The sequence below is a fragment of the Paraburkholderia sp. genome, from assembly GCF_050742655.1.
Taxonomy (GTDB): Bacteria; Pseudomonadota; Gammaproteobacteria; order Burkholderiales; family Burkholderiaceae; genus Paraburkholderia.
The window spans coordinates 24,161-47,227 of the sequence record NZ_JBOIGG010000011.1 but is presented as its reverse complement, the minus strand read 5'-3'; the positions used below and the strand labels follow the sequence as shown (position 1 = coordinate 47,227).

The 23,067-nt window shown below is 65.1% G+C and carries 19 protein-coding genes; 17 read left to right on the top strand and 2 right to left on the bottom strand.

Annotation, left to right across the window (positions count from 1 at the left end; translation table 11 throughout):
- The first annotated feature begins 33 nt into the window (after window positions 1-33).
- Window positions 34-2,751 carry a methionine synthase gene (gene metH, locus ACREXZ_RS16855; RefSeq protein WP_431765242.1) on the top strand — a complete coding sequence of 906 codons (2,718 nt, stop codon included), beginning with the start codon at window positions 34-36 and terminating at the stop codon, window positions 2,749-2,751.
- A gap of 146 nt (window positions 2,752-2,897) precedes the next feature.
- Window positions 2,898-3,104, top strand: a complete 207-nt coding sequence (locus ACREXZ_RS16850; RefSeq protein WP_431765241.1) for an acid-shock protein — start codon at window positions 2,898-2,900, stop codon at window positions 3,102-3,104.
- A 162-nt stretch (window positions 3,105-3,266) separates the two neighbouring features.
- On the opposite strand, the gene ACREXZ_RS16845 is transcribed toward ACREXZ_RS16850, so the two are convergent.
- Window positions 3,267-3,593: a DUF1840 domain-containing protein gene (locus tag ACREXZ_RS16845; protein ID WP_431765240.1), complete on the bottom strand. Its 327-nt coding sequence runs from the start codon at window positions 3,591-3,593 to the stop codon at window positions 3,267-3,269.
- Window positions 3,594-3,930: 337 nt separating this feature from the next.
- Between ACREXZ_RS16845 and argS the strand changes: the two genes are divergently transcribed.
- The 5 genes from argS (at window position 3,931) to ACREXZ_RS16820 (ending at window position 10,089) form a co-directional block, all read left to right on the top strand.
- Window positions 3,931-5,715, top strand: a complete 1,785-nt coding sequence (gene argS / locus ACREXZ_RS16840; RefSeq protein ID WP_431765239.1) for an arginine--tRNA ligase — start codon at window positions 3,931-3,933, stop codon at window positions 5,713-5,715.
- Between the two features lie 77 nt (window positions 5,716-5,792).
- Window positions 5,793-6,551 carry an SPOR domain-containing protein gene (locus ACREXZ_RS16835; protein ID WP_431765238.1) on the top strand — a complete coding sequence of 253 codons (759 nt, stop codon included), beginning with the start codon at window positions 5,793-5,795 and terminating at the stop codon, window positions 6,549-6,551.
- Between the two features lie 221 nt (window positions 6,552-6,772).
- Window positions 6,773-7,411 (top strand): thiol:disulfide interchange protein DsbA/DsbL, encoded by a 639-nt coding sequence (locus ACREXZ_RS16830; protein ID WP_431765237.1) that lies wholly within the window; start codon window positions 6,773-6,775, stop codon window positions 7,409-7,411.
- A gap of 16 nt (window positions 7,412-7,427) precedes the next feature.
- Window positions 7,428-8,198, top strand: a complete 771-nt coding sequence (locus ACREXZ_RS16825) for an SDR family oxidoreductase (RefSeq protein WP_431765236.1) — start codon at window positions 7,428-7,430, stop codon at window positions 8,196-8,198.
- Between the two features lie 295 nt (window positions 8,199-8,493).
- Entirely contained in the window at window positions 8,494-10,089 is a 1,596-nt protein-coding gene (locus tag ACREXZ_RS16820) for an ABC transporter substrate-binding protein (RefSeq protein ID WP_431765235.1), read from the top strand.
- A gap of 548 nt (window positions 10,090-10,637) precedes the next feature.
- On the opposite strand, the gene ACREXZ_RS16815 is transcribed toward ACREXZ_RS16820, so the two are convergent.
- A complete protein-coding gene (locus tag ACREXZ_RS16815; protein WP_431765234.1) occupies window positions 10,638-11,708 on the bottom strand; it encodes an MBL fold metallo-hydrolase in 1,071 nt (356 codons plus the stop codon).
- A gap of 125 nt (window positions 11,709-11,833) precedes the next feature.
- Between ACREXZ_RS16815 and ACREXZ_RS16810 the strand changes: the two genes are divergently transcribed.
- From ACREXZ_RS16810 to bioD, 10 genes are all read left to right on the top strand, one after another.
- A complete protein-coding gene (locus tag ACREXZ_RS16810) occupies window positions 11,834-12,292 on the top strand; it encodes a MerR family transcriptional regulator (protein ID WP_431765233.1) in 459 nt (152 codons plus the stop codon).
- 221 nt (window positions 12,293-12,513) lie between these two features.
- Window positions 12,514-14,334, top strand: a complete 1,821-nt coding sequence (aceK, locus tag ACREXZ_RS16805) for a bifunctional isocitrate dehydrogenase kinase/phosphatase (protein WP_431765232.1) — start codon at window positions 12,514-12,516, stop codon at window positions 14,332-14,334.
- Window positions 14,335-14,395: 61 nt separating this feature from the next.
- Window positions 14,396-15,169, top strand: coding sequence for a carbonate dehydratase (can, locus tag ACREXZ_RS16800; protein WP_431765231.1), 774 nt, complete (start codon window positions 14,396-14,398; stop codon window positions 15,167-15,169).
- The gene (locus ACREXZ_RS16795; protein WP_431765230.1) at window positions 15,162-16,364 is read left to right on the top strand and encodes an acetyl-CoA C-acetyltransferase; all 1,203 of its coding nucleotides are present in this window, start codon (window positions 15,162-15,164) and stop codon (window positions 16,362-16,364) included. The genes can and ACREXZ_RS16795 overlap by 8 nt, the downstream gene beginning before the upstream one ends.
- 42 nt (window positions 16,365-16,406) lie before the next feature.
- The gene (locus ACREXZ_RS16790; protein WP_431765229.1) at window positions 16,407-17,084 is read left to right on the top strand and encodes an SDR family oxidoreductase; all 678 of its coding nucleotides are present in this window, start codon (window positions 16,407-16,409) and stop codon (window positions 17,082-17,084) included.
- A 13-nt stretch (window positions 17,085-17,097) separates the two neighbouring features.
- On the top strand, window positions 17,098-17,541 hold the full coding sequence (locus ACREXZ_RS16785) for a YchJ family protein (protein WP_431765228.1): 444 nt from the start codon (window positions 17,098-17,100) through the stop codon (window positions 17,539-17,541).
- Between the two features lie 512 nt (window positions 17,542-18,053).
- Window positions 18,054-19,364: a dienelactone hydrolase family protein gene (locus ACREXZ_RS16780; RefSeq protein ID WP_431765227.1), complete on the top strand. Its 1,311-nt coding sequence runs from the start codon at window positions 18,054-18,056 to the stop codon at window positions 19,362-19,364.
- A gap of 397 nt (window positions 19,365-19,761) precedes the next feature.
- A complete protein-coding gene (gene bioA / locus ACREXZ_RS16775) occupies window positions 19,762-21,123 on the top strand; it encodes an adenosylmethionine--8-amino-7-oxononanoate transaminase (protein WP_431765226.1) in 1,362 nt (453 codons plus the stop codon).
- Complete coding sequence (bioF, locus tag ACREXZ_RS16770) at window positions 21,123-22,313, top strand: 8-amino-7-oxononanoate synthase (protein WP_431765225.1); 1,191 nt, start codon at window positions 21,123-21,125, stop codon at window positions 22,311-22,313. The genes bioA and bioF overlap by 1 nt, the downstream gene beginning before the upstream one ends.
- Window positions 22,310-23,056: a dethiobiotin synthase gene (gene bioD / locus ACREXZ_RS16765; RefSeq protein WP_431765224.1), complete on the top strand. Its 747-nt coding sequence runs from the start codon at window positions 22,310-22,312 to the stop codon at window positions 23,054-23,056. The genes bioF and bioD overlap by 4 nt, the downstream gene beginning before the upstream one ends.
- Window positions 23,057-23,067: the final 11 nt, after the last annotated feature.

The window sequence follows — 23,067 nt, the reverse complement described above, 5'->3', positions numbered from 1 at the left end:
CGCCTACGCTCCGATCATAAAAAACACGACGCCATGACCGATCACACCCTGCGCCTTTCCGGCCTCGAGCCGTTCAACGTCACGCCCGGCACGCTCTTCATCAACGTCGGCGAACGGACCAACGTCACCGGCTCGAAAGCGTTCGCGCGGATGATCCTCAACAACCAGTTCGACGAAGCGCTCGCGGTCGCGCGGCAGCAGGTCGAGAACGGCGCGCAGGTGATCGACATCAACATGGACGAAGCGATGCTCGATTCGAAAGCGGCGATGGTCCGCTTCATGAATCTGATCGCGTCGGAGCCGGACATCTCGCGGGTGCCGGTGATGATCGATTCGTCGAAGTGGGAAGTGATCGAAGCAGGCCTGAAGTGCGTGCAGGGCAAGGCGATCGTCAATTCGATCTCGCTGAAGGAAGGCGAGGACGCGTTCCGCCATCATGCGAAGCTGATCCGCCGCTACGGCGCCGCTGCCGTCGTGATGGCCTTCGACGAAAAAGGCCAGGCCGATACCTACGAACGCAAGACACAGATCTGCAAGCGCTCGTACGATTTCCTCGTCAACGAAGTCGGCTTTCCGCCGGAAGACATCATCTTCGACCCGAACATCTTCGCGGTCGCGACCGGCATCGAAGAGCACAACAACTACGCGGTCGACTTCATCGAGGCGACCCGCTGGATCAAGCAGAACCTGCCGCACGCGAAGATCAGCGGCGGCGTGTCGAACGTGTCGTTCTCGTTTCGCGGCAACGATCCGGTGCGCGAGGCGATCCACACCGTGTTCCTGTATCACGCGATCCAGGCCGGCATGGACATGGGCATCGTCAACGCGGGGCAGCTGGGCGTCTACGCGGACCTGAACCCGGAACTGCGCGAGCGTGTCGAGGACGTCGTGCTGAACCGCCGCCCCGACTCGACGGACCGGCTGCTCGAAATCGCCGACCAGTTCAAGACGGGCGCTGCGAAGAAGGAAGAAAACCTGGAGTGGCGCAACCAGCCCGTCGAGAAACGCCTCGCGCATGCCCTCGTGCACGGCATCACGAACTTCATCGTCGAAGACACGGAAGAGGTGCGCGCGAAGATCGACGCGGCCGGCGGCCGCCCGATCAACGTGATCGAAGGGCCGTTGATGGACGGTATGAACATCGTCGGCGACCTGTTCGGCCAGGGCAAGATGTTCCTGCCGCAGGTCGTGAAGTCGGCGCGCGTGATGAAGCAGGCGGTCGCGCATCTGATCCCGTTCATCGAGGAAGAAAAGCGCCTGCTCGCCGAAGCCGGCGCCGACGTCCGCGCGAAGGGCAAGATCGTCATCGCGACCGTGAAGGGCGACGTGCACGACATCGGCAAGAACATCGTGACGGTCGTGCTCCAGTGCAATAACTTCGAAGTGGTCAACATGGGCGTGATGGTCCCGTGCAACGAGATTCTCGCGAGAGCGAAGGTCGAAGGAGCGGACATCGTCGGGCTGTCGGGGCTCATTACGCCGAGCCTCGAGGAAATGGCCTACGTCGCGTCCGAAATGCAGCGCGACGACTATTTCCGCATCAAGAAGATTCCGCTGCTGATCGGCGGGGCGACGACGTCACGCGTGCATACCGCCGTGAAGATCGCGCCGCATTACGAAGGCCCGGTCGTGTACGTGCCGGACGCATCGCGTTCGGTATCGGTCGCGTCGAACCTGCTGTCGGACGAAGGCGCCGCGAAGTATCTCGACGAACTGAAGGCCGACTACGATCGCATCCGCGACCAGCACGCGAACCGGAAGGTACAGCCGATGGTGACGCTCGCCGAAGCGCGCGCGAACCGCACGAAGATCTACTGGGCGAACTACCAGCCGGTGAAGCCGAAGTTCATCGGCCGCCGCGTATTCAAGAACTACGACCTGAGCGAGCTGGCTAACTACATCGACTGGGCCCCGTTCTTCCAGACGTGGGATCTCGCGGGTCCGTATCCGGCGATCCTGAACGACGAGATCGTCGGCGAATCGGCGCGGCGCGTGTTCTCCGACGCGAAGTCGATGCTCGCGCGGCTGATCCAGGGCCGCTGGCTCACCGCGAACGGTGTGATCGCACTGCTGCCCGCGAACACCGTGAACGACGACGATATCGAGATCTATACCGACGAATCGCGCTCCGAAGTCGCGCTCACGTGGCGCAACCTGCGTCAGCAGAGCGTGCGTCCGGTGGTCGACGGCGTGATGCGGCCGAATCGCTCGCTCGCCGATTTCATCGCGCCAAAAGACTCGGGCGTCGCCGACTACATCGGCCTGTTCGCGGTGACGGCCGGCCTCGGCGTCGACGTGAAGGAAAAGCAGTTCGAAAAGGATCACGACGACTACAGCGCGATCATGCTGAAGGCGCTCGCCGACCGCTTCGCCGAAGCGTTCGCCGAAGCGATGCACGCGCGTGTACGGCGCGACCTGTGGGGCTACGCGGCCGCCGAGTCGCTGTCGAATGACGACCTGATCGGCGAGAAGTACCGCGGCATCCGCCCGGCGCCGGGCTACCCCGCGTGCCCGGACCATCTCGTGAAGCAGGACATGTTCGACGTGCTGCGCGCGAACGAGATCGGCATGAGCGTCACCGAATCGCTCGCGATGCTGCCGGCCGCAAGCGTGTCCGGCTTCTATCTCGCGCATCCGGACAGCACGTATTTCTCGGTCGGCAAGATCGCTCAGGACCAGCTGGAAGACTTCGCGCAGCGGATGTCGCTGTCGAAGGCGGACGCGGCGCGGGCACTCGCGCCGCTGCTGTAGCCGCTGTTGCTATATCGGGCCACGAAATCCGAATATTTCACTCGACACGATTTTCGGTTTTGTAAACTGAAGTGGCTGTACCCGCCAGACGCGACGTGCATAACGCGTCGGCTCAACGACTAGCAACCGACCCGGAGAAAAATCGTATGAAGAAGCTGACGCTGGTACTCACCGCCCTGTCGCTCGCCGCGGGATCGTCGCTCGCGCTCGCACAGACTGCCGCACCCGCCGACGCGAGCACAGTCAGTTCGTACTCGCCGCCCACGCAAAAACACGTGAAGAAGGCGAAGAAGAAAAAGCATAAGAAGGGCGCATCGGCGCCGGCCGCGACACCGGAAGCGGCCAGCCAGTAACGCGAACGCTGCCAGGCTACCCCTGAAACAACGAAGCCCGCTTTACGCGGGCTCCGTTTTTTTCATGCTCAGCTTTCGTCGCCCTTGCGGTCTTCGCGCCAGACACACGACGCGCCTGCGCGCAACGCAGCGCGCCCTACCGCAAAGCACTCGTCACCGCGATCAGACGCCCCACAGCACGTCGGTGTTTTCCTTCTGCGCGAGGCGCAGCATGTCGAGGAACGGGAACGCGCGTTGCGCGAGGCCGATCGGAATCTCGTGGTGCTCACGGCCTTCTTCCCCTTCGTGGAAGTGACCGTCGTGTTCGGCGCGTTCCTGCTTGTCGGTGACGATGGCCGCCTCGAGCTTCGTGATCGCCTCGTCGAGTTCGTCATGCGCGATGACGCCGCGTTCGCCGAGCCGCTTGCCGACGATCCCGACCAGGTACTGCGCGAGGTTCTCCAGCATCATGACGTCTGGTGCGGAGCGGCATTTGAAAGTAACCAGCATGGCAATTCCCTTTTCGTTATGTGGATTCGCGCACGAACCACCGGACTGCAATGGGCTCGCGCGAGTTTCGTTGGCTTGCCGACTTATGCCGGCCGCCACGGCCCTTTGACCGGGCATCCTGTCTGAACACTCATTGGACATATTAGCACCTGCTAAAATCCGTCTACACCCGAAAACGCACCCCGGGGCGCCGGCCCGGCGCCGTGCGCCCGCTCCCGCCTCGCCGATTGCCGCCGCGCGGCCACGCGGCCACGCGGCCACGGCGCAGGCTGCGAGCCGGCGTACCGCCGGCGCCTCGATCGCCTGACCGCACTGCCTCACTGGACTCGCAACAAGCATGCTGCCCGCACAAAAACAGACTCTCGAAACCCTGCTCGCCGACACCGTCAAGCAGGTCGTCCAGACCACCCAGGGCGCGGCCGAAGCCGCGTTCGTCACGCCGTCGATCGCCCTCGAACGACCGAAGGTCGCCGCGCACGGCGACGTCGCGTGCAACGTGGCGATGCAGCTCGCAAAGCCGCTGCGCGCCAATCCGCGCCAGCTCGCCCAGCAGATCGTCGATGCGCTGCTCGCGCATCCGCAGGCGCAAGGTCTGGTGGATGGTGCGGAAGTCGCCGGTCCCGGCTTCATCAACCTGCGCCTCGCACAGGCCGCGAAGCAGGCCGTGATCGCCGCGGTGTTCGCCGAACAGGCCGCGTTCGGCCAGTCGCAGCGCGACGCGGGCAAGCGCGTGCTGATCGAATTCGTGTCGGCCAACCCGACCGGTCCGCTGCACGTCGGCCACGGCCGTCAGGCGGCGCTCGGCGATGCGCTCGCGAACGTGCTCACGTCGCAGGGCTACGCCGTGCATCGCGAGTTCTACTACAACGACGCGGGCGTGCAGATCCACACGCTCGCGACGTCGACCCAGGCGCGCGCGCGCGGCCTGAAGCCGGGCGACGCTGACTGGCCCGAAGCCGCGTACAACGGCGACTACATCGCCGACATCGCGCGCGACTACCTGGCCGGCGAGACCGTCGCGGCGAAGGACGGCGAGCCGGTGAAGGGCAAGGGCGACATCGAGGATCTCGATGCGATCCGCCGCTTCGCGGTCGCGTATCTGCGCCACGAACAGGACATGGACCTGCAGGCGTTCGGCGTGATCTTCGACCAGTACTATCTGGAGTCGTCGCTGTACAAGGAAGGGCGCGTCGAAAAAACCGTCGACTCACTGATCGCCGCCGGCAAGACCTACGAGCAGGAAGGCGCGCTGTGGCTGCGCACCACCGACGACGGCGACGACAAAGACCGCGTGATGCGCAAGACCGACGGCACGTATACGTACTTCGTGCCGGACGTCGCATATCACGTCGCCAAATGGGAGCGCGGTTTCACGAAAGTGATCAACGTGCAGGGCTCGGACCACCACGGCACGATCGCGCGCGTTCGCGCCGGCCTGCAGGGTCTCGGCATCGGCATTCCGCAGGGCTACCCCGACTTCATCCTGCACAAGATGGTCACCGTGATGCGCGACGGCCAGGAAGTGAAGATCTCGAAGCGGGCTGGCAGCTACGTAACGGTGCGCGACCTGATCGAATGGTCGGGTGGCGCGACGCAGGGCGCCGAGACCTCGCCCGATCTGCTCGACGAAGCGACGATTCGCCGCGGCCGCGACGCGGTGCGTTTCTTCCTGATCTCGCGCAAGGCCGACACCGAGTTCGTCTTCGACATCGACCTCGCGCTGAAGCAGAACGATGAAAATCCGGTGTACTACGTGCAGTACGCGCATGCGCGGATCTGCTCGGTGATCGCCGAATGGAAGACGCGCTTCAACGCCGACGAGGCCGCGCTGCCGTCGTTCGACGTGACGCCGCTCACGAGCGAACGTGCAATGGCACTGCTGCAGAAGCTCGCCGAATACCCGGACATCCTCGCGCACGCGGCCGACGAGCTCGCGCCGCACGTGGTCGCGTTCTATCTGCGCGACCTCGCCGGTGAATTCCACTCGTTCTACAATGCCGAACGCGTGCTCGTCGACGACGAAGCGCTACGCAACGCGCGCATCGCGCTGCTGGCCGCAACGCGCCAGGTGCTGGCCAACGGCCTCGCGGCGATCGGCGTATCGGCGCCCGCCAAGATGTAGGCTCGCAAGGGCGATGCGTGCGGCCGTCGTTATAATCGACGGTCGTTCCACGATTCTTTTCGCAGGTGATTCAAACGATGGCAAAACCGCGCCGCACTTCGAAGCAGTCGAAACAAACCGGGGGCACTTTTCTCGGTATCGTGCTGGGCCTGATCGTCGGCCTGGCGATCGCGGTAGTGGTGGCGCTCTATATCACGCGCGCGCCGACGCCTTTCGTCGCGAAGGTCGCGCCGCCATCGGCATCGGACGCGAGCGCGAGCCAGCCTCAATACGATCCGAACCGTCCGCTGCAGGGCAAGACGCCGGGCGTCGCGGTGCCGCAGGCCGCACAGCCGGCGCCGCCGAACACCGCGCCGGGCCAGTCGACCAACCAGACGCAGTCGTCGGGGATGCTCGAAGAGCCGCAGATCGTCGAAGTGCCGCCGACGAACCAGAACGGCGTCGCGGTCGGCTCGAAGCCCGCCGACAACACCACGCAGAAGAAACCGCAGGGCGCTTCCACTCCAGCGACGGGCAGCGCGGCCACCACCGCGAAGCCCGGCTCGACCGCCACGGCAGCAGCGAAGCCGGGCGCCTCGGCTGCCGCTGGCGACGCGAACACCGGTTACTTCCTGCAGGTCGGCGCCTACAAGACGTCCGCCGATGCCGAGCAGCAGCGCGCACGCCTCGCGTTCCAGGGTTTCGAGTCGAAGGTGACGCAGCGCGATGCGGGCGGTGTGACGTACTATCGCGTGCGCATCGGGCCATTCGCGAAGTTCGACGACATGAATTCGTCGCGTCAGCGGCTGTCGGACGCGGGCGTCGATACCGCGGTCATCCGCTTCAGTAAACAGTAAGCCGGACAGCCTGCGCGGCCGCTGAACCTTCAGTGTGCCGTGCGGGTCTGATCACGGCAAAGCCGTGCGCGGGCGAAAATGCCGGCGCGGGCACAGGGGCTGTCCGTCATATCGCTTTCGCCGCAGCGGCGCATGATCTGCCGGCGATGCCGCGCGCGGCGTAATGCCGCCCGGGTCGCCGCTGCACGCCGCCGTTCCTTCCGTCTCATGGGTCACATGACATGAAAAAACTGTTCAGCATTCTTTTCGTCTCTCTCGGTATCGTCGCGGGCGCCGCGCAGGCTTCGCCGTCCGCGCCGGTCGCCGGCAAGGACTACACCGTGCTGTCCACGCCGCAGCCCGTCGACGTGCCGGCCGGCAAGATCGAGGTCACCGAGTTCTTCTGGTACGGCTGCCCGCACTGCAACGAGTTCGATCCGTACCTCGAAGCATGGATCAAGAAGCAGGGTCCGGACGTCGTGTTCAAGCGCGTACCGGTTGCGTTCCGCGACGACTTCATCCCGCACTCCAAGCTCTATCACGCGGTCGACGCGCTCGGCCTCGCACAGCAGCTCACGCCGACGATCTTCAACGAGATCCACGTGAACAAGGACTACCTGCTGACGCCGGAGGATCAGGCCAAATTCCTCGCAACGAAGGGTGTCGATCCGAAGAAGTTCATGGAAGCGTACAACTCGTTCTCGACGCAGACGGCCATCCAGCGCGACAAGAAGCTGCTCGACGACTACAAGATCGACGGCGTGCCGACGCTTGCGGTACAGGGCAAGTATGAAACCGGCCCGGCCGCGACGAACAGCCTGCCGGGTACGCTCCAGGTACTCGACTACCTGGTGTCGCAGGTTCGCGCGAAAAAGATGTAATCCCCCGGGTGCCGGAATGACTACGCCGCTGAAGGTCTTCATTACCGGCGCCTCGAGCGGAATCGGCCTGGCGCTCGCCGCCGAATATGCGCGGCGCGGCGCCATCCTCGGCCTCGTTGCCCGCCGTGCCGACGCCCTCACCGCCTTCCAGCAAGCCCACCCCGATGCCACCGTCTCGATCTATCCCGCCGACGTGCGCGATGCCGAGACGCTCGCCGATGCCGCCCAGCAGTTCATCGGCCAGTACGGCTGCCCGGACGTCGTGATCGCCAACGCGGGCGTGAGCCGCGGCGCGGTCACCGGCCGCGGCGACCTGCGGACCTTCCGCGAGGTGATGGACATCAACTACTACGGGATGATCGCGACGTTCGAGCCATTCGCAGCGGCGATGATCGCCGGGCGCGCCGGCACGCTGGTCGGCGTCGCGAGCGTCGCCGGTGTGCGCGGTCTGCCGGGCTCCGGTGCGTACAGCGCGTCGAAGGCCGCGGCGCTGCGCTATCTCGAATCGCTGCGCGTCGAGATGCGCCCGCACCGCATCGCCGTCGTGACGATCGCGCCGGGCTACATCCGTACGCCGATGACCGAAGACAACCCGTACCGGATGCCGTTCCTGATGGACGCCGACCGCTTCGCCGCGAAAGTGGCCGATGCGGTCGCGCGCAAGGTGTCGTTCGCGGTGTTCCCGTGGCAGATGCGGATCGTCGCGATGCTGCTGCACGCCGCGCCACGCTGGCTCTACGATCGCGCGTTCGAAAAGGCGCCGCGCAAGCCGCGCGTCGACGACTGACACGGCTCGCGCGCGATCAGCGGCATCGGTTTATCCGCAGCGCCACGCGGGCACAGAGTGAGAGCCGACTGAACGGACAGCGGCCCGCCACCCATATACATATGCGGTATAAGTGGTTGTCGGCGCTACGGCCCACGGATAAGCTTTCCCCCGGGCGGGGAGCACCGACAGGCACAGAGTGGCACGATAGACCCCGCATTCGCACCGCGCTCCGTGGTTCACGATCGGAACGCCCGGCCGCCGCAGCCGGAACGAAGACGAACTGCCTGATACCACGACTGTTTTGGGAGATCCTATGCGCTTCACTCTGCTCGCCGCCGTGCTAGCCGTCGCGTTCGTTGCCACACCCGCGCTCGTCGCCGCCAAACCGCTGACGGTCTGCACGGAATCGAGCCCGGACGGCTTCGACGTCGTCCAGTTCAACTCGCTGGTCACGACCAACGCGTCGGCCGACGTGATCTTCAATTCGCTCGTCTCTTACGACGAAGCCGTGAAGAAGGTCGTGCCCGCACTCGCCGACAAGTGGGACGTGAGCGCCGACGGCCTCACGTACACGTTCCATCTGCGGCCCGACGTGAAGTTCCAGACCACCGATTACTTCAAGCCCACGCGCGCGCTGGACGCCGACGACGTCGTGTTCACGTTCAGCCGGATGCTCGACGACAGCAATCCGTGGCACAAGGTGGCAGGCGCGAGCGGCTTTCCGCATGCGCAGTCGATGGGACTCGTGAAGCTGATCAAGAGCGTGTCGAAGGTCGACGACAGCACGGTCAAATTCGAGCTGAACGAACCGAACGCCACCTTCGTATCGATCCTGACGATGGGCTTTGCATCGATCTATCCGGCCGAATACGCGGATCAATTGCTGAAGGCCGGCAAGCAGACCGACCTGAACGCGAAGCCGATCGGCACCGGTCCGTTCGTGCTGAAGAGCTACACGAAGGACGCGGTCATCCGCTACGACGTGAATCCGACGTACTGGGGACCGAAGCCGAAGATCGACCGGCTGATCTACGCGATCACGCCCGACGCCACCGTGCGTGCGCAGAAGGTGAAGGCGGGCGAATGCCAGATCGCGCTGTCGCCGAAGCCGCAGGACGTGGCCGAAGCGAAAAACGACAAGGCGCTGAAGATCGAACAGACGCCGGCGTTCATGACCGCATTCGTCGCGCTGAACACGCAGAAGAAGCCGCTCGACAACCCGAAGGTGCGTGAAGCGCTGAACCTCGCGTTCGACCGCACGACGTATCTGAAGACCGTGTTCGACAACACGGCAACACCGGCGACCAATCCGTACCCGCCGAACACGTGGAGCTACGACAAGGCGATCCAGCCGTGGCCGTACGACCCCGCGCAGGCGAAGAAGCTGCTCGCCGACGCGGGCCTGCCGAACGGCTTCGAGACGACCATCTGGGTGCGTCCGAACGGCAGCGTGCTGAACCCGAATCCGAAGGCGGGCGCGGAACTGCTGCAGGCCGACTTCGCGAAGATCGGCGTGAAGGCGGACGTGAAGGTGATCGAGTGGGGCGAGCTGATCAAGGAGGCGAAGCAGGGGCAGCACGATACGCTGTTCATGGGCTGGGCCGGCGACAACGGCGACCCCGACAACTATCTGTCGCCGCTCTTCAGCTGCAACGCGGTGAAGTCGGGCATCAACTTCGCGCGCTATTGCGACCCGCAGCTCGACAAGCTGATCGCCGACGGCAAGTCGACGCCCGATCAGGCGAAGCGCACGAAGGCGTATGAAGCGGCGCAGAAGATCATCCACGATCAGGCGCTGTGGATTCCGCTCGGCTACCCGACCGCCGCCGCGATCACGCGCACGAACGTGAGCGGTTATCACGTGAGTCCGTTTGGGCGGCAGAATTTTGGGGCGGTCAGCGTGCAGTAACGTCGCTGCGATCTGTTCGCACGGGATGTCGATTCGTGGAGAGGGCCGGTTGCGCAGCGACTGGCCCTTTGCTTTTTTACCGGGCTTTTCCCGCACATCGGCGGAACCGATGCGTGACAAAAGTGGACATTGAATGCGATTACCCGTGAGTACAATTTGTGGCCTTGCAACTCGATGGCCGCATCATGCACATCATAAATTCCCGCGTACTTTTGACACTTGCATGCTCACTGAGCGTAGCGTCTCATATCGCCGTCGCTCGGGAGAGCACCGCAACTTCTTCGCGAAGCGACACGCCTCGCTACCGGTTTGTCAGCCCGACACAAAATAACGTTGCCCACCCGCCTGGCCCGTCGGACGATCCGCAATGCAAGAAACTTTTGATTGAAATCGACAAAGCTGTCTCATCGCCGGAAAGAAAACGGGTGGAGGTCACCGAATTCAGATCCAACGGCACAACATACCGTGAGGCTGAAGAAGTAGATCCGCGTAGGGACCTTGAGGCCGAATACCTTCAGCATCATTGCCGATAGCGATCTGCGCTGTCTTCACGCAACAAACCGGATCACCCCATCCGCATCGTGCGTCCGCTTCAACTCCTCCGCGAGCCACAGCAGATGCAGATGCGCGAGCGCTTCGCCCATCGCGAAGGTCATCTGGTGAATGTCGAGTTCGCGTTTGAACATCAGCGGCACGATGTCCGCTGCGCTATGCGGCTTCGCAGCGCACGCTTCGCGCACTTCGGCGAGTCGCGCGTCGTGGTGCGCGCGTAGCTGCGCGATGCGTGTGTGCACGCCGCGAAACGGTTTGCCGTGCGACGGCAGCGCCAGCGTGTCGGCGGGCATCGTTTCATATCGGCCGAGCGAATCCAGGTACAGCGCGAGCGGATTGCCCTCGGGCTCGATGTCGAACACCGACACGTTCGTCGAAATGCGCGGCAGCACCATGTCGCCGGAAATCAGTACGCCAGCCGCTTCGCAATGCAACGCGCAGTGCTCCGGCGAATGGCCAAAGCCGGTGACGATGCGCCACGTCCGGCCGCCGATCGCGAGCGCATCGCCCTCGCGCAACCGGCGATATTGCGATGGCACCGACGGCACGAGGTTCGCGTAATAGCTCTTGCGGTTGCGCAATGCGTCGAGCGACGCGCTGTCCTTCATGCCATGCAGCGCGAAGTGGCGCGCGGCACCCTCGCCACCCGCGTTCGAGCCGTCGCCCGCCGCCATCACGCGGCCGAGCATGTATTCGCCGAGCGAGATCCACAACCGCACGTTCCAGCGCTGCCTGTCGCCGCCTTCGCATAGCCAGTGCGCAAGGCCCAGGTGGTCGGGGTGACAGTGCGTGACGATCACGCGCAGGATCGGCAGGCCTTCCAGCACGGTGTCGAACACCTGCTCCCAGTTCGCCTTGATCGTGTCGGACGCGATCCCGCAATCGACCGCGGTCCAGCCCGCCTGCCCGTCGATCTCGTCGCGCAGCAACCAGAGATTGATGTGATCGAGCGCGAACGGCAGCGGCATCCGGATCCACCGCACACCGGGTGCGACTTCGTACGCGTGGCCAGGCTCCGGCAGCGTGTCGCCGAACGGATAGTCGAGTTGGTGTTCCAGCGCGTTCATTGCGGGTGTCTTCCTCTTGGTTCTTCGGGTTTGCCGCGGCCTGGTTGCATCAGGCTCAAGTTGACGATAACGTAAACGTCGATTCTATCGTCCAATCCGGATCTGTGTCCGGCAGAGAACTTTCGATGCATCCGATCAATACCCACAATACCCAGTACACGATCACCGAGCTCGCCCGCGAATTCGACGTGACGCCGCGCGCGATCCGCTTCTACGAAGACCAGGGTTTACTCTCGCCGAGCCGTGAAGGATCGGGCGGTCTGCGCCGCGTGTATTCGGGCCGCGACCGCACGCGGCTGAAGCTGACGCTGCGTGGCAAGCGCCTCGGCTTCACGCTGTCGGAGATTCGCGACCTGCTCGACCTGTACGAGTCGCCCACCGACACGGTGCCGCAACTGCACGCGTTTCTCGCGACGGTCGCGCGGCATCGCGAGGTGCTCGAGCGTCAGCGCGAAGACCTGAACGCGACGCTCGAAGACCTCGCGCAATACGAAGCGCAGGGGCGCGCGTTGCTCGAAGGCGGCCGCACGGACAATGCTTCGCGGAATGCGGAGCCGGCAAAAGCCGCACGTGAACGCGCCTGACGCGATGCACGACAAGGTTTTAGAGCCCGGCGTTAAGCGCACGACTCGCGATTAACCCGCGCTTTGCAGGAAGATGAGCGAAACCGCGTCGAACGCCGCGCAACGTAACCGCACGCAACCGCGTGCGATCGGCCGCGGCCTCAGCGAACGGCACGTCGCAGCGCGAACCGGACGCTACAATCCAGAGCGGCTCCCGACATTGGATCAAACGCACGGCCACCATGAATCACTTTCCTAAACTGCTGTCGTCGCAGATCGGTTTCGACGTCGCGCAGACGATGCTCGAAGGATTCGACCGGCACTACCGGATCTTTCGCGAAGCCGCGATCCACGCGAAAACGCTGTTCGAGGCGGCGGACTGGCACGGCCTGCAGCGGCTCGCGCGCGAGCGCATCACGTCGTACGACGAACGCGTGAAGGAATGCGTCGAGCTGCTCGAAGACGAATACGACGCGGAGAACATCGACGACGGAATCTGGCAGCAGATCAAGCTGCACTACATCGGTCTGCTGACCACGCACCGGCAACCCGAGTGCGCGGAGACGTTTTTCAATTCGGTGTGCTGCCAGATCCTGCATCGCTCGTACTTCAACAACGATTTCATCTTCGTGCGGCCAGCGATCTCGACCGACTACATCGAGAACGACGAGCCCGCTGCGAAGCCGACATACCGCGCGTACTACCCGGGCAAGGACGGTCTCGAAGCGACGCTCGAGCGGATCGTCACGAACTTCCAGCTCGATCCGCCGTTCGAGGATCTGACGCGCGACGTCGGCTGCGTGATGCAGGCGATCCGCGACGCGTTCGGCGAATTCGACGAAGCCGCCAATTTCCAGATTCACGTGCTGTCGTCGCTGTTCTACCGGAACAAGGCCGCGTACATCATCGGGCGGATCATCAACGGCGACGCGGTGCTGCCGTTCGCGGTACCGGTCCATCACGTGTCACCCGGCATACTCGCGCTCGACACCGTGCTGCTCAAACGCGACCAATTGCTGATCATCTTCAGCTTCTCGCATTCGTATTTTCTGGTCGACATGGAAGTGCCGTCCGCGTGCGTCGAGTTTCTCGGCTCGATCATGCCGGGCAAGCCGAAAGCGGAAATCTACACGTCGGTTGGGTTGCAGAAGCAGGGCAAGAACCTGTTCTATCGCGACCTGCTGCGTCACCTGTCGCATTCGAGCGATCAGTTCATCATCGCGCCCGGCATCAAGGGCCTCGTAATGCTGGTGTTCACGCTGCCGTCGTTTCCGTACGTGTTCAAGCTGATCAAGGACAGCTTCCCGCCGCCGAAGGAAACCACGCGCGAGAAGATCCAGGAGAAATATCAACTGGTGAAGCGCCACGACCGCCTGGGGCGGATGGCCGATACGCTCGAATATTCGAGCGTCGCGCTGCCGCTGTCGCGGCTCGACGATGCGCTCGTACGCGAATTGAAGAAAGAAGCGCCATCGATGATCGAATACGAGGGCGACAACCTCGTGATCCGCCATCTGTACATCGAGCGCCGCATGGTGCCGCTCAACCTGTTCCTGCAGAACGGCAGCGACGAGGACGTCGAGCACGGCATCAAGGAATACGGCGACGCGGTGAAGGAGCTGATGCAGGCGAACATCTTCCCCGGCGACATGCTGTACAAGAACTTCGGCGTCACGCGCCATGGCCGCGTGGTGTTCTATGACTACGACGAGATTGAATACCTGACCGACTGCAACGTGCGCGCGGTGCCGGCGCCGCGCAACGAGGAAGACGAGATGTCCGGCGAGCCGTGGTATTCGGTCGGCCCGCACGACATCTTCCCGGAAACCTACGGCACATTCCTGCTCGGCGATCCGCGCGTGCGCCGCTATTTCCTGCAGCATCACGCGGATTTCTTCAAGCCCGAACTGTGGCAGCGGCACAAGGAGCATCTGATGAAAGGCGAACTGCCCGACTTCTTTCCGTACGACCGCCGCATCCGTTTCCAGGTCCGCTATCCGGAGCGCTTCATCGCGACGACAGCGGCTACGACGGCAACGTCAGCAACCGCGCGCGCCGCCTGAGCCCGAACATGCCCGAACACGATTCGACCGGCCCCGCCGGTCCTCATTGCAAAGAAGCACCATGAACCCAAAGTCCTCCACGCCCCATCCGCTCGCGCATCTGTTCGCCAACAACGATGCGTGGGTCGAGCGCAAGCTCGCCGAAGACCCCGATTTTTTCTCGCGACTCGCCGACCAGCAGACGCCCGAATACCTGTGGATCGGCTGCTCGGATTCGCGCGTGCCGGCGAACCAGATCATCGGCCTGCCGCCTGGCGAAGTGTTCGTGCATCGGAACATCGCGAACGTCGTCGTGCATACGGATCTGAACTGTCTGTCGGTGATCCAGTTCGCCGTCGATCTGCTGAAGGTGAAGCACATCATGGTGGTCGGTCACTACGGTTGCTCTGGTGTCGGTGCCGCGCTGCACGGACGCCGTATCGGTCTCGCGGATAACTGGCTGCATCACGTGCAGGACGTGCGAGCGAAGCACGCGGCGCTGCTCGAGGAGTGGCCGATGGGCGAAGCCCGGCATCGCCGGCTCGTCGAGCTGAATACGATCGAACAGGTCGTCAATGTTTGCCGCACCACGATCGTCAACGATGCGTGGGCGCGCGGCCAGGAACTGACGGTGCACGGCTGGGTGTACGGCGTGCACGACGGGCGCGTGCGTAACCTGGGTATGACCATCGCGAGCATCGACGATCTCGATGTCGCGTATCAACACTGCGTGGCGGCCGCAACCGCGAGCCGCGCGCATTCGACCGACAACGACGTTGTCGCCGCCGATGCGGCAAGGCTCGGCGACGTGCCGACTGTCGTCGCAGGTGTGATCAAGGAGCTGAAACATGAGTGAGACAACCGACATAACCCGCGATCCGGTCGTGATCGTGTCCGCCGCGCGCACACCGATGGGCGCGTTCCAGGGCGACTTCGCGGCGCTGACCGCGCCGCAGCTGGGCGCGGTTGCGATCGCGGCGGCGCTCGAACGCGCGGGCATGAAACCCGGGCAGATCGACGAAGTCGTGATGGGCTGCGTGCTGCCCGCGGGCCAGGGCCAGGCGCCCGCGCGCCAGGCCGCGCTCGCGGCCGGGTTGCCGCTTGCCACCGGCAGCACGACGGTCAACAAGATGTGCGGCTCCGGCATGCGCGCGGCGATGTTCGCTCACGACATGCTGATCGCCGGCTCAGTCGACACGATCGTCGCGGGCGGCATGGAGAGCATGACCAACGCGCCGTATCTGCTGCCGAAAGCACGCGGCGGAATGCGCATGGGCCACGGTCAGGTGATCGATCACATGTTCTATGACGGCCTCGAGGACGCGTACGAAAAAGGCCGCCTGATGGGCTCGTTCGCCGAAGAATGTGCGGCGTCGTTCGACTTCACGCGACAGGCGCAGGATGCGTTCGCGATCGAATCGCTGCAGCGCGCGAAACGCGCGAACGAGGATGGCACGTTCGCGTGGGAAATCGCGCCGGTGAAAGTCGAGAGCCGCAAGGGTGAAGTCACGGTGGACCGCGACGAGCAGCCGTTCAAGGCGAACCTCGACAAGATCCCGACGCTCAAGCCCGCGTTCAGCAAGACTGGCACGGTGACGGCCGCGAACTCGTCGTCGATCTCCGACGGCGCCGCCGCGCTCGTGATGATGCGCGAATCGACCGCGCGACGCCTCGGTGCGACGCCGCTTGCGCGCGTCGTCGGCCACTCGACGTTCGCGCAGGAGCCGGCGAAGTTCACCACCGCACCGGTCGGCGCGCTGCGCAAACTGTTCGCGAAAAACGGCTGGCGCGCGGACGACGTCGATCTGTTCGAGATCAACGAAGCGTTCGCGGTGGTCGCGATGGCGGCGATGAAGGAACACGGTCTGCCGCACGACAAGGTCAACGTGAACGGCGGCGCGTGCGCGCTCGGCCATCCGATCGGCGCATCGGGCGCGCGCATTCTCGTCACGCTGATCGGCGCGCTGAAGCAGCGTGGCGGACGACGCGGCGTCGCGAGCCTGTGCATCGGCGGCGGCGAAGCGACTGCAATGGGCATCGAGCTGCTGTGACTACCGACGCCGCTCCCCACGAGCGCGACGCGAGGTGACGACATGAAAACCGCGTTGATCGTAGGCGCGTCGCGCGGCATCGGCCGCGAGTTCGTGCGCCAGTACCGCCGCGCCGGCTGGCGCGTGCTCGCCACCGCGCGCGACGACGCCGCGCTCGATGCGCTCGCGGATCTCGGCGCGCAGACGTTTCCGCTCGACGTCGCCGAGCCCGACGAGATCGCGATATTCGGCGAACGGCTCGGCGGCGAAGCGCTCGACGTGGCGATCATCGTGTCCGGTGTCTACGGACCGCGCACCGAAGGCGTCGAAGCGATCAGCGCCGACGACTTCGATCACGTGATGATTACCAACGTGCGGGGCCCGATGCAGTTGCTGCCGATACTGCTGCCGCTCGTCGAGGACGCGCACGGCGTACTCGCGGTGCTGTCGAGCAAGATGGGCAGCATCGCCGAGGCGACCGGCACGACCGGCTGGCTGTATCGCGCGAGCAAGGCTGCGCTCAACGACGCGCTGAAGGTCGCGTCGCTGCAGACACGCCGCGCCGCGTGCGTCGCGCTACATCCCGGCTGGGTCCGCACGGACATGGGTGGTTCCCAGGCCGCGATCGATCCCGAACACAGCGTCACGGGAATGCGCAACGTGCTCGCGCAGGCTGCGGGTGCGCATGCGGCGTTTAATGGACGCTTCTATCAATACGATGGCACGGCGCTTGAGTGGTGAGACCGAACGAACGATGAACGCTTCGTCACTTGCGGCCCGGCCCGCTGTCTGTCCATGCGGCGGCGCCACGCCGAATCAGCGCGCCGACGCGAAAACACCGGCTTACCTGCAATGTTGCGGCCGCTTCATTGACGGCAGCGACACCGCATCGACCGCGCTCGAACTGATGCGCTCGCGCTACACGGCGTACGTGCTCGGCGCGACCGCCTATCTGCGCGCGACGTGGGCGCCGCACACCTGCCCCGTCGATCTCGACGCAGACCCCGCCGCCGACGACGCGCCGCGCTGGCTTGGTCTGCAGATCAAACGCTTCGACACACTCGACGCAACACATGCCGAAGTCGAATTCGTCGCACGATATAAAGTCGGCGGACGCGCGCACCGGCTGCACGAACTGAGCCGCTTCACGCGAGATGCGGACGGCTGGCGCTACGTCGACGGCGACATTCGCGAATGATTCAATGAGACGCGTCACGATGTGATGGCGTCGCTGCCGGCCCGGCCCGCTGTTGGCCTCACACCACAACCTTTCTTTCAACCCGTTACTGTCGTACTCCCTTCATTGGCGCCAGGCCCTTGTCGCGCCGTCGCATGGCCGGCCCGCGCCCCCGCCCGGCCAGCGGCAATTTTTGCGCTGCGGGGTTCCCCTGAATTGCACAAACCAAAATTGTCGTGCCAGTATCGACACACAGGTTGTGTAGCGTCACGTCGCGAGGTGCGGCTCACACCGTCCCGCGAGATGCCGGAGCGTTCGTCCGGCGTCGCGTGCCGCTCAATTCGGCGCGTGGGGTCGCGTCGGCCAGCAGTCGGTTCATGTATTGCGATCTCGAGCGGCATGCGGGTGCCCACGCCCCCGCATGTAAGTGGCTTGTTGTCGCCATGCGGACGGCCCACACAACCGGAGCAATCGTTTCAATGCTGCGCAGGAAGGCAGCGCGTCGAACCAGAACATCAATGCGGGTGCAGCGGATGGTATTCAGAAGGGTCAAGGCGGGATGTGCGGCAGTGTGTGCGTGTGCGGCGTTGGCCGCAACGTCCGCGCACGCCGATCCGCTCGCCCAGACAGCCGGCCCGCTAGCGAGCGCACACGTCCCGCGCCTCGCGCTCGAAGACGACGCATGGCTGCCCACGGCCCGTCTGAACGAGCAGGTCATCCGCATCCCCGTCGACACCTCCGGCGACGTCACGCTCGAAACCACCGTCTACAAACCCGACGGCGCGGGCCCGTTCCCGATGGTCGTGTTCAATCACGGCAAGATGCCGGGCGACCCGCGTAACCAGGCGCGCAGCGATCCGCTGCCGTTCGCACGCGAATTCGTGCGTCGCGGCTATGTCGTCGTCGCACCGAATCGCCGCGGCTTCGCGCAATCGGGTGGCACCTACGAACAGGACGGCTGCGATGTCGAGCGCAACGGCGTCGGCCAGGCCGCCGATGTCGCCGCGACGATCGACTACATGTCGAAGCAGCCATACGTCGACGCGCAGCACATCGTCGTCGCCGGCACATCGCACGGCGGCCTCGCGACGATCGCGTACGGCGCGCAGGCGGCACCCGGCGTGCGTGCGCTGATCAATTTCTCGGGCGGCCTGCGGCAGGACGCGTGCTCCGACTGGCAGGGCAACCTCACGCGTGCGTTCGGCACCTACGGCGAAAAGACGAACGTGCCGTCGCTGTGGCTGTACGGCGATAACGATTCGATCTGGCCGGCCTCGCTGATCGCGAAGATGTACGCGACCTACGTTGGCGCGCTCGCACCCGACGTGCGGCGCAACGTCGGCGCGACGATGGTCGATTTCGGCAGTTACAAGGACGACGCGCACCGGCTCGTCGGCGATCGCGACGGCGTGCGGGTCTGGTGGCCCGCAGTCGAATCGTTCCTCGCGCGAGTCGGCATGCCGACGGGCGTCCAGTACCGCGTCGAAGAACCGGCCGCACCGAAGGCCAGCGGCTTCGCGTCGGTCGAATCGGCCGATGCCGTACCGTTCGTCGACGAAGCGGGCCGCGCCGGTTATCGCAACTTCCTGCATCAGTTTCCGAGCCGCGCGTTCGCGGTCTCCGATTCGGGCGCGTGGTCGTGGGCCGAAGGCGGCGACAATCCGATGGCGGTCGCGGTCTCGAACTGCCAGAAGCACAGCAGCGACCCGTGCCGGCTGTACGCGGTGAACGAGGCCGTGGTGTGGAAGGACACGTCGACGGCCACGGCAGCGGTGCCTGCTGCCGCCGGGCCGGCTGTTACGGCTGCTGAACCGGCCGGTAAGCCGGCGCTGGCGAGCCGTTAGATTCAGGTACTTTCCTCGCGTTTTTCCTGGCTTTTCCTCGCTTCCTCCTCCCGTTTTCCTCCGTGGCGTCGCGCGTTTTTACGTGCGGTGCGCCGTGCATTCGCTCGGGACCACACCTGCCTCTCCATTTTCTCCCCGCCTGCCGCCTGATTTTTTTCACTCACCCCCCAACACTTTGCCGTCGTCATCTACGCGCATTTTCCCCCTTCTGGCGGCATCGGTTCCGACCTGTCGAAAACCGCCTCGAACTCCGCTGGAGCCTTGCTGGGCGGGGGTTTTGTCGATAGTGCATCGCCCCGGATAACACGCTAATCTCCGCCTGCAATGGTGAATGGGCGAATGGGTGATTGAGGCGGTACCCCCGCGCCCTTCGCCTGCTTTCGATTTCGGAGTACCAGTGAATCTTTCCGCATCCCCCGCAGCGGCCACGGACGACTGGGTGGCCCGCAGCCTGCGCGCCGTCTGGCATCCGTGCACGCAGATGAAACACCACGAGCGTCTGCCGCTCGTGCCGGTTGCGCGTGGCTCAGGCCCATGGCTCTACGACCGCGCCGGCCATCGTTACCTCGACGCGATCAGCTCGTGGTGGGTCAACCTGTTCGGCCACGCGAATCCGCGCATCAACGCCGCGCTGAAAACACAGCTCGACACGCTCGAACACGCGATGCTCGCGGGCTGCACACACGAGCCCGCCGTCGAACTCGCGGAGCGGCTCGGCGCATTGACGAACCACACGCTCGGCCACGCGTTTTTCGCGTCGGACGGCGCATCGGCCGTCGAAATCGCACTGAAGATGAGCTTCCACGCCTGGCGCAACCGCGGCTTCGCCGACAAGTGTGAATTCGTCTGCGTCGCGAACGGCTACCACGGCGAGACGATCGGTGCGCTCGGTGTGACCGACGTCGCGTTGTTCAAGGACGCCTACGATCCGCTGATCCGTCACGCGCACGTCGTCGCGTCGCCCGATGCGCGTCACGCACAACCTGGTGAGACCGCTGCGGATGTCGCCCGGCGCGCGCTCGACAGCGTGCAGGCGCTGTTCGAAGCGCGCGCGCCGCGCATCGCCGCGCTGATCGTCGAGCCGCTCGTACAGTGCGCGGCCGGCATGGCGATGCACGACGCGTCGTACGTCGCCGGACTGCGCGCGCTGTGCGACCGCTACGGCGTGCATCTGATCGCCGACGAAATCGCGGTCGGCTGCGGACGCACCGGCACGTTCTTCGCGAGCGAACAGGCGAACGTGTGGCCCGATTTCCTGTGTCTGTCGAAGGGCATCAGCGGCGGCTATCTGCCGCTGTCGATCGTGCTGTCGCGCGACGACATCTACGCCGCGTTCTACGACGACGACACCGCACGCGGCTTCCTGCATTCGCATTCGTACACGGGCAATCCGCTTGCGTGCCGCGCCGCGCTCGCGACGCTCGACCTGTTCGCAAGTGACGACGTCCTCGCGGCGAACGCGCGCCGGTCGGTGACGCTGCGCGCCGCGCTCGAACCGCTCGCCGCGCATCCTCAGGTGCGTCATCTACGCCAGTGCGGCACGATCTTCGCGTTCGACGCCGTAGTCGACGAGGCCGCGGCCGCGAAGACGTTCTCGCGCCGCTTCTTCGAACACGCGTTGCAGCGCGAGCTGCTGCTGCGCCCGATCGGCACGACGGTCTACCTGATGCCGCCATACATCCTCGACGACGACGAACTCGGCTGGCTCGCCGCGCGCACACGCGAAACGTTCGACGCCACCCTGACGGAGGTGCGCTGATGCATCTGCTGGACACACTCGAACAAGGCTTGCGGGATCTCGATGCGCGCGGTCTGCGCCGTCGTCGTCGCATCGCGGACACGCCGTGCGCCGCGCACATGACGGTCGACGGCCGTGAGATCGTCGGCTTCGCGAGCAACGACTATCTCGGCCTCGCCGCGCATCCGCTGCTCGTACAGGCACTGGCCGAAGGTGCGCTACGCTACGGCGCGGGAAGCGGCGGCTCGCATCTGCTCGGCGGCCACTCGCGCGCGCACGCGCAACTCGAAGACGATCTCGCGGCGTTCGCCGGCGGCTTCGTCGATGCGCCGCGCGCGCTGTACTTCAGCACGGGCTACATGGCGAACCTCGCGACGCTCACGGCGCTTGCAGGCCGCGGCACGACGATCTTCTCCGACGCGCTGAATCACGCGTCGCTGATCGACGGAGCGCGGCTCTCGCGTGCGGACGTGCAGGTCTATCCGCACGCCGACACCGCCGCATTGAGCGCGATGCTCGACGCGTCCGCGGACGGACCCAAGCTGATCGTCACCGACAGCGTGTTCAGCATGGACGGCGACGTCGCGCCACTACCGGCGCTGCTCGCGCTGGCAGAGCGGCACGGGGCGTGGCTCGTCGTCGACGATGCGCATGGTTTCGGCGTGCTCGGTCCGCAGGGACGCGGCGCGCTCGCGCAGGCCGCGCTGCGTTCGCCGCAACTCGTATCGATCGGCACGCTCGGCAAGGCGGCCGGCGTAGCGGGCGCGTTCGTCGCCGCGCATGCGACGGTGATCGAATGGCTCGTGCAGCGCGCGCGGCCGTACATCTTCACGACCGCTTCGACGCCGGCCTCCGCGTATGCGGTATCGGCGAGCCTGCGCATCATCGAGGGCGCCGAGGGCGATGCACGACGCGCGCATCTCGGCCAGTTGATCGAGCGCACGCGCGCGATGCTCGCGCGCACACCGTGGCAGCCGGTCGATTCGCATACCGCCGTGCAGCCGCTCGTCATCGGTTCGAACGAGGACGCGCTTGCCGCGGCTGCGTCGCTCGATCGCGCGGGGCTGTGGGTGCCGGCGATCCGTCCGCCGACCGTGCCCGAAGGTACGTCGCGGCTGCGCATCTCGTTGTCGGCTGCGCATTCGCACGAGGATCTCGATCGGCTGGATGCTGCATTTTCTGAGCTCACGGCGCTCGCGGAGCTCGCATGAACGCGCCGCTGTCGCTGTTCGTCACCGGCACCGATACCGAGATCGGCAAGACGCTGGTCTCCGCGGCACTGCTGCGCGGCTTCGCGGGTGAAGGGCTGCGTGCGGCGGCGATGAAGCCGATCGCGGCCGGCGCGTTCGAAGCGAACGGCGTGTGGCACAACGAGGACGCGGATCAACTCGACGCAGCCGCGAACGTGCAACTGCCGCCCGCGATACGCACGCCGTTCCTGCTGAAAGAACCTGCGGCCCCGCACATCGCAGCCGCACTCGAAGGCGTGACGCTCGACGTCGCGCGCATCGTCGAGTGCCATGCGCAGGCACGGCAGATGGCGGATGTCGTGGTCGTCGAAGGAGTCGGTGGCTTTTGCGTACCGCTCAATGACACGAACGACACCGCCGATCTCGTTCAGCAGCTAGCCGTGCCGGTCGTGCTGGTGGTCGGCGTGCGGCTCGGCTGCATCAGCCACGCGCTGCTTACCGCCGAAGCGATCGCCGCGCGCGGTCTGCGTCTCGCGGGCTGGGTTGCGAATCGCGTCGACCCCGCGATGCGTTTCGCCGACGACAACATCGCGACGATCGAAAGCCGGCTCAAGCGGTTGTACCGCGCGCCGCTGCTCGGCACCGTGCCCTATCTGAACCCGCCATCGGCTGACGTCGCCGCCACGCATCTCGACGTCGCGCGGCTTTTGCAGACGCTGCGCGACTCAGTACCGAACCCGACCCGCTCCCCTTCCTTCATATGAGGATCGACGAC